Origin of the sequence: Candidatus Palauibacter sp., assembly GCF_965197445.1 — a bacterium.
Taxonomy (GTDB): domain Bacteria; phylum Gemmatimonadota; class Gemmatimonadetes; order Palauibacterales; family Palauibacteraceae; genus Palauibacter.
Window position 1 is genome coordinate 669,740 of sequence record NZ_CBDANE010000003.1, and the last position, 12,344, is coordinate 682,083.

Annotated in this window: 8 protein-coding genes and 2 pseudogenes; 6 read left to right on the forward strand and 4 right to left on the reverse strand. The window is 68.4% G+C overall.

What is annotated here, in order from left to right; all coding sequences use genetic code 11:
- Positions 1-3 precede the first annotated feature (3 nt).
- Positions 4-1,401, reverse strand: a complete 1,398-nt coding sequence (locus tag ACN9M6_RS03675; protein WP_419161551.1) for a CapA family protein — start codon at positions 1,399-1,401, stop codon at positions 4-6.
- Positions 1,402-1,754: 353 nt separating this feature from the next.
- Between ACN9M6_RS03675 and ACN9M6_RS03680 the strand changes: the two genes are divergently transcribed.
- Together ACN9M6_RS03680 and ACN9M6_RS03685 are read left to right on the forward strand one after the other, a co-directional pair.
- A complete protein-coding gene (locus ACN9M6_RS03680) occupies positions 1,755-2,084 on the forward strand; it encodes a helix-turn-helix domain-containing protein (RefSeq protein WP_419161552.1) in 330 nt (109 codons plus the stop codon).
- A complete protein-coding gene (locus ACN9M6_RS03685; protein ID WP_419161553.1) occupies positions 2,081-3,406 on the forward strand; it encodes a type II toxin-antitoxin system HipA family toxin in 1,326 nt (441 codons plus the stop codon). The genes ACN9M6_RS03680 and ACN9M6_RS03685 overlap by 4 nt, the downstream gene beginning before the upstream one ends.
- A gap of 266 nt (positions 3,407-3,672) precedes the next feature.
- Here ACN9M6_RS03685 and ACN9M6_RS03690 read toward each other — a convergent pair.
- The 3 genes and pseudogenes from ACN9M6_RS03690 to ACN9M6_RS03700 all read right to left on the reverse strand — a co-directional run.
- Positions 3,673-5,586 (reverse strand): annotated as a pseudogene (locus ACN9M6_RS03690) (CehA/McbA family metallohydrolase); the annotation flags it as partial.
- On the reverse strand, positions 5,523-7,196 hold the full coding sequence (locus tag ACN9M6_RS03695; protein ID WP_419161554.1) for an amidohydrolase: 1,674 nt from the start codon (positions 7,194-7,196) through the stop codon (positions 5,523-5,525). The pseudogene ACN9M6_RS03690 and the gene ACN9M6_RS03695, both read right to left, overlap by 64 nt.
- Positions 7,193-7,504, reverse strand: coding sequence for a hypothetical protein (locus ACN9M6_RS03700; RefSeq protein ID WP_419161555.1), 312 nt, complete (start codon positions 7,502-7,504; stop codon positions 7,193-7,195). Before ACN9M6_RS03700 ends, ACN9M6_RS03695 begins: the two co-directional genes overlap by 4 nt.
- 392 nt (positions 7,505-7,896) lie before the next feature.
- Between ACN9M6_RS03700 and ACN9M6_RS03705 the strand changes: the two genes are divergently transcribed.
- The 4 genes and pseudogenes from ACN9M6_RS03705 to ACN9M6_RS03720 all read left to right on the forward strand — a co-directional run bounded on the left by ACN9M6_RS03705 (position 7,897) and on the right by ACN9M6_RS03720 (position 11,780).
- Positions 7,897-9,267, forward strand: a complete 1,371-nt coding sequence (locus tag ACN9M6_RS03705; RefSeq protein ID WP_419161556.1) for an Ig-like domain-containing protein — start codon at positions 7,897-7,899, stop codon at positions 9,265-9,267.
- A complete protein-coding gene (locus ACN9M6_RS03710) occupies positions 9,219-9,497 on the forward strand; it encodes a hypothetical protein (protein WP_419161557.1) in 279 nt (92 codons plus the stop codon). Before ACN9M6_RS03705 ends, ACN9M6_RS03710 begins: the two co-directional genes overlap by 49 nt.
- A gap of 127 nt (positions 9,498-9,624) precedes the next feature.
- A pseudogene (locus ACN9M6_RS03715) lies at positions 9,625-9,726 on the forward strand (hypothetical protein); the annotation flags it as partial.
- A 26-nt stretch (positions 9,727-9,752) separates the two neighbouring features.
- Positions 9,753-11,780, forward strand: a complete 2,028-nt coding sequence (locus tag ACN9M6_RS03720; protein WP_419161558.1) for a hypothetical protein — start codon at positions 9,753-9,755, stop codon at positions 11,778-11,780.
- Positions 11,781-12,344: the final 564 nt, after the last annotated feature.

The following is a 12,344-nucleotide window of genomic DNA, read 5'->3' on the forward strand; positions in this document are numbered from 1 at the left end:
GAGCTAGCGCCGCCAGATCCCGACGCCGTTCTCGTAGCGGATCTCGGTGCCGTAGGGACGTGACAGCTCGGCGAGGTGCTCGATGATCTTGCGGTCCAGCTCCTCCGGCGCGATGCGCGGGGTGCCTCGCCGGCCCCGAGGCGCCTTCCATTCGAGTTCGATGGGGTAGAACACGATCTCGACCACCTCGTCGCCCTCGAAGGTCGCCACCGGAACCACGCTCTCGTACCACTCGGCCCCGGTGGGAAATCCCGTCGTGGGGTTCCCGTCCTCGTCCACCTGGAAGCGCGTGTCGTAGATCTCCGACGCGAGCCGGTCGAGCGGGATCCCGTAGCGGTCGCGCTGGTCGGACGGCATGGGGTCGATCGTCTCGTTCTGGAAGATGAAGTTGGCCAGGGAGTAGAAGATCGGCCGGCCCTTGTAGATCTCGACCCCGCGCAGCTGGTGCGGTCCGTGGATGATGAACGTATTCGCGCCCGCATCGATCGTCTGCCGCGCGAACTCCTCCATCCACGGCGGCGCCGTCATGAAGGCGTTGCCGGGCTCGTGCGAGTGGCTGTTGACGACGACGTAGTCGGCCTGGTCGGTCGCGTTGCGCACTTCGTGGAGGACCCGTTCACGGTCCACGTCGTTCAGGGACACGACGGAACGGTCCTGGTCGCCCGGGAACACGGTGGAGCCGAACACGCGCACCGGCGCGCCCTCGTTTGCCGACACGTTCGCGCCCTGCCTGCGGGCCACGTCCCGCAGCGCGGCCATGGTCTCCGGCGATCCCTCGTAGCGGGTACTCAGCCGCAGCGGGTTCAGCCCCGGGCGTCCCTGCACGGTGGGCCCGGTCCTCCCCGCGCGCGACATCGGCGTGTGGGTAGACGCCATCCCGATCAGCGCGATCCGCCCCTTGGCCGTCTCCAGATACCCGGGACGGCTGGCCCAGCCCAGGTTCTCGCCCGTGCCCGAGTGGATGAGTCCCCACTCGTCCATCAGCCGGTTGGTGAGCCGCATGCCTTCGACGCCGTAGTCCGTCGTGTGGTTGTTGGCCCGGTTGAAGAGATTGAACCCCATGTCGACGAGGTCCTTCAGCGTCTCGGGCGAGCCCACCTCGTAGTTGCCGCCGTTCTCGGCCGCGGGCCAGCCGGTGAACTCCTGCAGACGGAAGACCGACTGCTCGAGGTTCAGGAAGGCGGCATCGGTCGCGCGGATGATGTTGGCGAGTTCGTGGAAGCCCGGATCGCCGGGGTGATCGAACGGCGCCGTGCGGCGGTTCATGATCACGTCGCCCACCGCGGCCAGCGTCCAGCGGGTGTCGGAATCGATGGGCGAACGGGTCTGCGCCTGCGCCTCGCTCCAGACGGTCGGCGCGAGGACGGCGAGGCAGAGTGCGAGGAGAGCGGGGCGGCGCATGCGGTCCTCCTTCTGACGGGCTGGGTCATCCTTGCCTGTCGCCAAGGTATGCCGAGGACCGGGATGAGCGCATGGCGGCTGACTGAGCGCCGTGGCGGACGCGTCCCACCATGGTGGTGGCGCACCACTCCTCGACTCGGGTGTCTCCGGTTCAGTGTGTGAGGACATGCGACCACTTGCCCACTTGTTGTCAACACGCCGGTTAAGGCGCGTAACTGCTTGGAAACGTGATTTCGCGCCATATATGGCGGTCTGGACATGACCATCTCTCGTACCTACGTTCCATTCGTTCGGGCAGGCTCCGCAGGTTGCGCAGGCCCAGCTTCGAGGGAACTGGACGGGAGAACCGGGACATGGGAACGATCGTCCCCACGAGCCGGACGCCGGACGTGTTGCGGGAACTGGGCGCACGGCTGAAGACGCTGAGACTACGGCAGAACCTCCGCGTGAAGGATCTCGCCGCCCGCGCCGGGGTGGGTGCGCGCACCATCGACCGGGTGGAGGCCGGGCATAGCGTGGGCACCGACACGCTGGTGCGGGTCATGCGCGGTCTGGGCCGGCTCCAGGCGTTCGAGGCCTTGATCCCTCCTCCCGAACCTTCTCCCTATGAGATCGAGCAGCTGAGAGGAAAGCCGCGCCAACGCGCGTCGAGACGGACCCCGCCCCCGGAGCGGCTGCCGTGAACGGATACACGACGGTCCGCGTGCGGCTGTGGGGACGCGACGTGGGTCTTCTCCTCGAGTCGGAGGGCGGGCGGATCACGTTCGAGTACGACCGCGGGTTCCGGGACTCGGGACTTGAGATCTCGCCGATCCACCTGCCGCTGGCGCGTCCCGGACCGGTTTCCTTCCCGGAACTCGCCCGCAAGCCCGCCTTCCTCGGACTACCCGGCGTGTTCGCCGACGCGCTGCCGGACCGGTTCGGCAACGCCGTGATCCGCCGCTATTTCGAAGAGCGGGGGCGCCCCCGGGACGCGCGGTCGCCGCTCCAGCGGCTGCTCTACATCGGAGATCGCGCGATGGGTGCCCTCGAGTTCCTTCCCCCGCACGACCGCGGCCCCGGGACGGAAGAGGCTCTCGAAGTCCGGGCGCTCGTCGAGCAGGCGCGGCGCGTCATCGAGGGCGATGTCTCTGTTGCGGTGCCGGAGATGATGCAGGTGGGAGGAAGCGCGGGGGGCGCCCGGCCCAAGGCGCTGATTCTCTGGGATCGCGCGACGCGACGTGTGCGCTCGGGGTTCGCCCACCCACGGCCCGGGGAGGAGTTGTGGCTCATCAAGTTCGATGGCGCCAGCCGCGACGCGTCGGGGTTGGGCATGCGCGCCGCCCGCCGCTCCGGTCCGTGGGGCCGCATCGAATTCGCGTATTCCCGTCTGGCGCGGGATGCCGGCATCGATATGGCGGAGACCCACCTGCTCCGCGACGGCGATCTGGCTCACTTCATGACGCGACGCTTCGACCGCGCCTCCACGCCGGCCGCGGATGTGGGCGGAGGTACAGTCTTCGAGCGACTCCACCTGCACAGTCTCGGGGGTCTCCAGCACATCGATTTCAACGACCAGTTCGTGTTCAGCTACGAGGGCTGGTTCGACGCGATCCGGGCCCTCGGGCTGGGGCAGCCCTCGGTGAACGAGGCGTTCCGCCGCCTGGTGTTCAGCGTGGCGACCGTCAACTTCGACGACCACGTCAAGAACTTCGCGTTCCTCATGGATCGCGAAGGCCGCTGGCGTCTCGCGCCCGCCTACGACGTGACCTACGCGGAGAGCGACGCGTGGACGCGGCAGCACCAGCTCTCGGTGAACGGCCGCTTCTACGACATCACGCGGGCGGATCTGCTGCAGGTCGGACGAATGTTCGACGTGCCCGCGGCCGGAAGACGCATCATCGAGCAGGTGCTGGAGGCGCTGGGCGACTGGCCTGCCCACGCCGAAGCGGCGGGCGTCCGGGAGGGCATGGCGGCGTTCCTCGAGGACCGCTTCGAGCGGGAGATCGGCGTCAGCCGCTCATGACGAGGTCGCCGCCCTTGCGGCGCGGGCGCGGTCGAGCAGAGCGCGCGGTAGAGGGCGTCCGCCTCCCGCACGCGCGGTTCGAGGCGGAGGCGCTGCTGCTCCCATTCCTGCTCGAGAAGCCGGGTCGTCTCCCAGTATTCGAGGTCGCCGGCAGGCTGAATCGGCTCCGTGAGGAGTTCCTGCAGCTTTGCCCGGTGACGGGCGACGAGTTCGGGCACGGCTTCGAGGTTCCACCACGGCTCGTCCTCGACGACGACGAACACCGGGGCGCTGTGGGCGACGGTCATGTCGCGCTCTCCGTCGCGGTCGCCGAAGGCTCGGACGGCGACCCACAGGCTCTCGCCGGCCTCGATCCGGGTCTCGAGTCGTATGCGGTCGCTGCCGGCCGCGGCTTCCGTCGCGACGACCTCGCCGTGGACGACGAGTTCCAGCCGGTTCAGGCGATCGATATCGGGATTGAGGGAAGCTTCTGCCACGATCTCCAGGCTCGCCCCTCGCCCGACGCGAAGCTCTGAACCCATCTCGCGGCCGTTCACGCGGAACTCGAGGAATGGTCCGTTGCTCACGTACGTGTGGCCGCGGCGGTAGGCGTTGTACCACTCGTTCGGGGCGAACGGCCCGTCCAGCTTCACGTAGGTGCGTTCGACGCCCGGGAGCGTGGGTCCGAAGTACGGGTAATCCGCGCCGGCGATGGGGCGGACGTTGAAGCCCAGATTGAGGAAGCTGTACCAGATGTCGTCGTACAGGCGCCCGCCCTGCAGCACCTCGATGAAGTCGACGAGGTCGAAGGGCACGTCCAGCGCCAGCCCCCGCTCCCCGTTGAACAGCTGGCCCATGTGCGCGTAGCCGGAGATCCCGCCCTGCGCGCGCGATTCCTCGAACACCCGGTGATAGAGGAAGTAGGACTCCGGATCCTGGCGGATGGGACGCTGCAGGTTGTGATGGATCGTGTGCCCCCGCTGCACGGTGCGCGGGTCCTCCTGCCCGGACACGAGCGCGTGGCCTTCGCGCACGTACTGTCCCGCCTCGCCCCAGGCCGGCTGCTTGAAGTGGGTGACGGCGATGTTCCCCATCTCCAGCAGGTTCGCGACGTGGATGTCCTCGGCGGCGATCTGCGCCCATACGGCGTCATCCTCCGTATGGTCACGCGCGATGTGGACGTGGGAGTCGCCGGAATACCAGCCCTCCGCGGGCAGGTCCGCGTAGCGCTCGAGGGAGACGGTGAGATCCGTCGTCTCGTCCGCGCGGACCTCGACGGTACGCTGGTAGCCGCGGTATTCGGGGCCCCGCGTCGCGACGAACTCGTAGCTCCCGACCGGCAGCCGGGCCTCGTAGTCCCCGTCCACGTAGAAGGCGAGGCGGTGTTCGGACGGCCACCAGGTGCGCGGGTTCACCCACAGGAGTCGGACCTCGTCCGCGAACCGGTGCACGAGGACGGAGCGCTCGGACGGGAGCGGGGCCCGGCCGGTCGCGTCGTAGAGGCCGAGGCGGGCGGGGACTGCGCGCCCGGTCGCCGCGTCTTCCACCGTTAGACGCAGCGTACCGAATCCCGCGGGGACCGGGGTGGCGTGGCTGCGCACGACTTCGATGTCGCAGAGAGCGATGCCGTCGGATCCGCCGAGGGCGAGATCCGTGTCGCGGATCCCGTGCGCGGCGAAGCGGGCGCGGTCGAGCGTGACCCGGGCGGTGGCGAGCGTCGCGTCCGACTCCGGCTCGATCGGTTCCGACGCACCGATGCCGTCCCCGCCGTTGTCGTTGAATCCCACGTTGAACGTACCGGTGAACTCCGGCGCGTAGGTGATCACGAGATCGACCGGCTCATCGATGTCGAACGCGAACTCGTCCTCGATGTCCAGCGCGAACAGGGGGCCGACGACGCAGCTATGGCCGCCGATGTCGCGGGTCTGGAATGGGTTCCCGCGGCCGTACATGAGCAGTTCCGACCGCGCGACCCCGAGCGTGCGCGCGATGTGTTCGCGCGGCCACTCGAGTTCCACGACGTAGCGGGCGTCGCTGCCGTGCACCGCTCCCACCGGCCGTCCCGGAGCGGGGCCGGCCGCGCCGGCGACGAAGACTCCGGCCACCGCGAGCAGAGACGCCCGCCGGACGCGGCCCCTCACCGCTCGTACACGATCCGGCCGCTCACGACGGTGAGATCGACCTCCATGGACTCGAGGCATGGGTCCTCACACTCCAGAAAATGGTCCGACGTCACCACGAGATCGGCGGCCATCCCGACCTCGAGGGTCCCCTTCTCCGCCTCCTCGAAGGTCAGGTACGCGTACCCGTACGTCGCGGCGCGCAGCGCCTCCTCGCGGGTGATGCCCTGGGACTCGTCCAGCACGCCGGCGCTGATCGTGCCACGCGTCGTGAAGTGGTGGAGCATCCACCACGGGTCCCATGGGACGACGGGGGAATCGGTCCCCAGCGAGACCGGGATCCCGGCGTCGAGGTAGGCGCGCACCGGCGTGGTCCAGGCGGCGCGATCCTCGCCCCAGTACTTCACGAGGCTCGGCGCGGCGACGTAGAGGTGGTTCTGCGCCGTCACGGAGAGCCCGAGCGCCCGCATGCGCGGGAAGTGGTCCTCGCGCGGGATGAACCCGTGCTCGATCACCCAGCGCAGGCCGTCGATCGGCTCGTCGGCGTTCGCGGCCTCGTAGCCGTCGAGGACGAGGTCGATGGCGGCGTCCCCCACCGCGTGCGTCGCCACCCGCCACCCCTGCCGGTGGAGCTCGCGGACGGTCTCGATGTAGCGGTCGGTCGGGACGGTCTGGAGGCCGTGGAAGGTGCCGCCCTCGCCCCACGGTTCCTCGTACGGTTCGCGCATGAGGCCGCCCTCGAACCCGCCGTCCACGCCGAGCTTCACGCCGCCTACACGGAGCCAGCCGTCGCCCTCGCTCACGGCGGGCCACGACGCGAGCGCGTCGGAGAGGGGCTGGGCGCCGGCGCCGCGCGGGGCGCGGAGCACGTAGTTCACTCGGAGCGTGAGCCGGCCCTGGTCCTTGAGCCGTTCGATGGCCCGGTACTGGCTGGGGGGGCCGCCCGGGTACCGGATGCTGGTCAGACCCCGGGCGTTGAGCGCGGCGTACTCCTCGGCCAATTCGTCGAGCACGCCTCCGGAGTCGGGCGGCGCGGCTTCCGGCAGCGACACGAGATCCTTGGCCCGGTCGACGAGTTCGCCGTTCAGCCGCCCGTCCGGATAGCGGCCGATCCGGCCGCCCGGCACCTCCGCCGTCGACTCGTCGATGCCCCAGCGGGCGAGCGCCGCGCTGTTCAGCACGTATTCGTGACCGCCGCGGACGACGACGATCGGCTGCCCCGGGGCCGCCCGGTCCAGATCGTCGCGGTACGGCAACCGGTGCTCCGCGAGTTGCCCCTCGTGCCAGTCGCGGTTGGTCACGATCAGCTCCCCGGGGCCCGTTTCCAGCGCGAAAGCGGCGATCGCGTCGACCACGTCGGCGATGGAGCGCGCACCCGTGAGATCGACGCCGGGACCACCCCCGATGCCGTGATAGTGGTTGTCGGTGAGCCCCGGGATCACCGTACGGCCGCCGAGTTCGACGACGCGCGTATCCGGCCCGGCCAGCGCGCGGATCTCCTCCGAGGTCCCCGCCGCGAGCACGCGACCGCCGCCGACCGCCAGCGCCTCCACGACGCCCGGCGATCCCAGCGTCAGGATCTCCCCGTCGACGAGGACGAGATCCGCCATCTCGCCCGGGGGCGCGGCGCAGGCCGCGAGGTACAGCGCCGCCAGCGCGACGCCCACGCAGGTAGGCCTGAGTTTGGTCATCGTGGGGCCCTCCCGTCTCCCGGCGCAGGAGCCTGGCGGCGGCTTCGGCTGGCTGTGGCCCTGACCTGTCGGCGTTGACCCGGTCGGCCGAGCAGCTCCCATAGCTCGGCCAACTGCTCCAAACCGTCGATGTTGGTCGTCCTCAGGTGCCGCGAGTGCGGCTCGGGGAAGGCTACCATCCGCCCCCAGTCGTCCTCGAGCACGGCCGCGGCGTTCGGCCGCGTATCCCCGTAGCGGTTCCCGAACGCCTTGCGCGCGGCCAGCGCCTCGGCCCGCGACGGCGCGTACGCCACCGCCCGCAGCAACATCCTAGCTTCGGCCTGCTCTCTCTGGACAACTTGCGGTCCCAGCACCGCTGCTCGGCCTCCTCCGGACACACCTCCCGCGCCGCGCCCCAGATCCCGAGGTTCCCGGCGGCCAGCAACAGCTTCGGGGTTCCCAGCCCCCGCGCCTTCAGATCCTTCAGCATCGCCGCCCACGACGCCACCGACTCGTTGGCCCACCGTACCTCCCCGGCGTATCGTTGCCTATGAGGCGACGTCCTTTCTCCGGTCTCCGGGTCTTCCCCGGATGCGCTGATACTGGTCAGCTGAAAGGTACGTTGCCTTCCCTTTTTTTTGCACACCTCTTGGACCGACCTAACGGTTCCGTGGACAAGTTGTACGGAAGCCTCGCTTCCGGTGCGGTGGGGGATGGGTACATGAACGGCTATCGACTCCCCATCTTTGTGGCGGCGACGCTGTCGGCCACCCTTTGGGCGTACGCCTGCGGCGACGCGACCACGGAACCTCCGACCCCGACCCCCGATCCCCCGCGGCCGACGACCGTCACGGTCACGCCCGCGACCCACCCGCTCACCGCCTTGGACGCCACCGTGCAGCTCACGGCGGAAGTCCGCGACCAGAACGGGCAGGTGATGGCGGGGGCCGGTGTGACGTGGACAAGCAACGCCACCTCGATCGCGACGGTCGGCGGATCCGGGCTGGTGACGGCGGCGGGCAACGGGACTGCCACCATCACCGCGACGGCGGGGAGCGTGTCGGGGAGCGCAACGGTGACGGTGTCCCAGGAGGTGACGGAGGTCGCCATCTCTCCCTCGGCCGACACGCTGGTGGCGGGCGACACGCTGCGCCTGGCGGCGGAGGCGTTCGACGAGAACGGCCACGCGGTGGCGGGTGCGGCGTTCACCTGGTCGTCGAGCGACACCTCGGTGACGGTCGTGGACCCGACGGGACTGGCGACGGGGGTGGACGCTGGCGAAGCGGAAGTCTCGGCCACCTCGTCGGGGGTGACCGGGCGCGTGGAACTCACCGTGGTGACACCCGCGCCGACGACGGTAGCCATCACTCCGGACACTGTCGTCAAGATGACGGCGTTGGGGGACACGGCGCGGCTTGTGGCCGAGGTGCGCGACCAAGCCGGACGGGTTATGGAGGACGAGGCGGTCGTCTGGGCGAGCGGGGACACCCTAGTGGCAACCGTCGACGCCGCCGGGCTGGTGACGGCAGCGGGCATGGGCGCCACCAGCGTCACAGCGATGGCGGGCGAGGCATCCGGGCGCGCGGCGGTGACGGTCATGCAGTCGGCGGGCTCCGTGACCGTATCGCCGGCCGCGGACACGGTCGCGCTGGGCGACACGCTTCGGCTCGTCGCGGAAGCGTTCGACGAGAACGGGCACTTGGTCGAAGGTGCGGAGTTCACCTGGTCTTCGAGCGATGTGTCGGTGTCGACGGTGGATGCCTCGGGACTGGTCCGGGGCGTAGCTGAGGGGACGGCGACGATCACGGCGACGGCTTCAGACGCCCGGGGGATAGCTGAAATCACCGTCGAGAACCCGGATCGGGCGGCGCTGGTGGCGGTCTACCAAGACCACCTGACGGATCCGAACTGGACGCGAGCAACGATAACTGGTTCACGGACGCAGCCGCTAGACGCAGTGGTACGGAGTGGAGGTGGACAACGTTCGGCGCGTCGTCGTCAGCTGAGGCTTGCCCTCCGGAACGAAACGATTCGAAGGGCCCGATGCTCACCCGAACTCGGCGAGCCTTGCCAACCTCGAACGTCCCTGTAGCCTTGACGGGAACGAGTTGTCCGGTTCAATCCTCGCCGGAAATCAGCCGCCTCGCCAACCTTGGGACACTGGTGCTTGGCAATAACAACCTGACCGGCCCCATCCCGACCGAACTCGGCAACCTCTCCAACCTTGGGACACTGGTGCTTGGCAATAACAACCTGACCGGTTCGATCCCGACCGAACTCGGCAACCTCTCCAACCTTGGGACACTCCTGGCTTCCCGATAACAACGCTGACTGGCCCGATCCCGACCGAACTCGGCAACCTCTCCAACCTGACCGTACCTGGCCCTTTCGTCCAACCAACTCACCGGCTCCATCCCGGCCGAACTCGGCAGCCTCGCCAACCTGACGATACCTGTATCTCAGGCACAACGAACTCACCGGTTCGATCCCGCCAGAACTCGGCAACCTCTACCAACCTGAACGGCCTGTACCTCTGATGATAATGAACTGATCGGGCCCGATCCCCGTCGGAGCTGGGTGACCTTGGTAACCCTGAAGTGGCTGAACCTCGCCGAGAACGAGCTATCGGGGTCGATCCCCGCGGAGTTCGGCCGCCTTGCCAACCTTGAGTTTCTGTTCCTCGGCAAGAATGAGCTGACGGGCCCGATTCCGTCGGAGCTGGGTGAACTGGTATCCCTGGAACGGCTGAACCTCGCCGAGAACAATTTGTCGGGTTCGATCCCGTCGGAGCTAGGGAATCTCGCCAGCTTGGCACACCTGGAACTCTCGTCGAACGATCTTTCGGGCGCGAGCCCGCCCGAACTCGGCAGCCTTACCAACCTGAACACCCTGTACCTCAACGACAACGAACTGACGGGCCCCATCCCAGTCGAATTCGGCAGTCTCGCAGATCTGGTGGAACTCGTTCTGGCCTCAAACGCTGCCATGTCCGGACCTCTCCCGGCCAGCCTGACGAATCTGCGGTCGCTGGAGACATTCTCCACGGGAGGCACCATGCTGTGCGCGCCTTCCGACCCCGACTTTATCGAGTGGATGCAGAGCATACAGAATCGGTATGTGGCTCTTTGCGAAGGCGAAACGGCATACCTCGTCCAGGCCGTCCAGTCGCGGGAGTTCCCGGTTCCCCTCGTCGCGGGCGAGGAGGCTCTGCTGCGCGTGTTCGTCACCGCGACACGCCCGAACAACTCACCGATCCCGGAGGTCCGCGCCTCGCTATACCTGGACGGCGCGCTGGCGCACGTCGCCGACATCGGTGCCAAGCCGGGCCCCATCCCGACCGACGTTGACGAGGGATCCCTGTCACAATCCGCTAATTACATGATTCCGGGGGAGGTCGTACGACCGGGGTTGGAGATGGTCGTCGAGATCGACCCCGGGGGGACCGTCGACGCCGGGCTGGGCGTGGCGAAGCGCGTCCCGGAGACGGGCCGCATTCCAGTCGACGTCGGGGAGATGCCGCTCTTCGATCTCACTGTCATTCCGTTCCTGTGGAACACGGACCCCGACTCGGTGATTCTGGAACAGACGGCGGGCATGGCGGCCGATCCAGAAGGTCACGATCTGCTGGAGCTTCTTCACATCCTTATGCCGGTCGAAGGTCTCGATGTGACGGCCCACGAACCGGTCCTTAGTTCGAGCAACAACGTGCATACGCTGTTCGCTCAGACATGGGCAATTCGGGCCCTTGAAGGAGGCCGTGGCCACTACAAGGGCATGATGTCCGGGCCAGTTATCGGCGGGGCCGCAGGTCTGGCTGCGCGGCCGGGACGAGTGAGCTTCTCGGTGCCTCGTGCCAGCGTGATCGCACACGAATTGGGTCACAACATGAGCCTCTGGCACGGTACGTGCCCTGGCGCGAGCGGCGTAGACCCGGGGTATCCCTACCGGGGCGGAGCCATCGGCGCCTGGGGGTATGACTTCCGGGGCGGTGGCCGGCTGGTGACGCCGAGTTCGCTCGATGTGATGGCTTGCGGGGGATCGCGCAGCTGGATCAGCGATTACCACTTCACCAAGGCACACCGCTTCCGCCTAGCCGGCGAGGGCGTGTCCGGTCCGGTGTCCCCGGCCACGTCGCTCCTCCTCTGGGGAGGCGTCGATCCCGAGGGGGCGCCGTATCTGGAACCTGCCTTCGTGGTCGACGCCCCGGCCACGTTGCCCGACTCCGGCGGCGAGTACGAGGTCACCGGACGGGCCGAGGGAGGCCGCGAGTTGTTTTCACTCAGCTTCGACATACCGGAAGTGACGGATGGCGACGGGAGTTCGTCTTTTGCCTTCGCGCTGCCTGTGCAGGACGCGTGGGCAGGCGCCCTTGCCAGCATAACGTTTGCCGGGCCGACCGGGTCCGTGACCCTGGACAGGGAAACCAACCGCCCGATGGCCATCCTCCGCGATCCGGGGACCGGGCAGGTGCGCGGCATCCTGCGCGATCTTCCTCCCGTCGCCGTTGCCGCCCAAGCTGCCGCAGCAGCCGCACTGTCACCCGAGCCGGGCCTAGATATTCTGATCAGCAGCGGGATTCCGGATGCGGCCGCCTGGAGTCGCTGACAAAGAGTCCGGCGGAGCGACAGCGCCGGCGAATGGCTCATCGGCAAACTGCAGCGTAGGCGGTGCCGGTTCGGCGCTCAGCCGCAAGGGCGCGAGTGCCCGGGCATGGCACCCGAGGCAAACCCGGGGCTAGCCCTCACCCGCGGCTTAGAGCTCCGGATCGAACCGTGCTTTACGGCGGATCGCCCACCGATTGGCTGGCGTGCGAGCCGAAACGCTTCGGGCGGAGCACGGCGGCAGCACCGAGCATCGGGGAGCGTTCAACGACGCCTCGGCGCTCCGACTTACGGCCGTACCTGAGCGGCGCAAACGACATGGGGGTCCGATGCCTACTTCGGCGCTTCCGCGATGCGCACCGGAACCGGCGCGTATCCGCTGTCGCTGTCGCGTCTTGTGCCGGGGCGGCCAGACCGGCCGGAGCCGCGCGGACGGCACCGACCGAGCCTGCGATCTCTCGACTTCTCGCCAGCTACGTTAGCTTGCCGCTGGCGTTGTGAGCCGAGCTACGATCATGGAGGATGGCGTCCCATCAATCGACAAGCCCGGTTGAAGTGTCTACGTTCC

Bases quoted from the DNA above. Each gene is read 5' to 3' on its own strand.
- ACN9M6_RS03710 (WP_419161557.1), top strand. From the start codon at position 9,219: ATGCTCACCCGAACTCGGCGAGCCTTGCCAACCTCGAACGTCCCTGTA.
- ACN9M6_RS03700 (WP_419161555.1), bottom strand. From the start codon at position 7,504: ATGTTGCTGCGGGCGGTGGCGTACGCGCCGTCGCGGGCCGAGGCGCTG.
- ACN9M6_RS03675 (WP_419161551.1), bottom strand. From the start codon at position 1,401: ATGCGCCGCCCCGCTCTCCTCGCACTCTGCCTCGCCGTCCTCGCGCCG.
- ACN9M6_RS03695 (WP_419161554.1), bottom strand. From the start codon at position 7,196: ATGACCAAACTCAGGCCTACCTGCGTGGGCGTCGCGCTGGCGGCGCTG.
- ACN9M6_RS03705 (WP_419161556.1), top strand. From the start codon at position 7,897: ATGAACGGCTATCGACTCCCCATCTTTGTGGCGGCGACGCTGTCGGCC.
- ACN9M6_RS03680 (WP_419161552.1), top strand. From the start codon at position 1,755: ATGGGAACGATCGTCCCCACGAGCCGGACGCCGGACGTGTTGCGGGAA.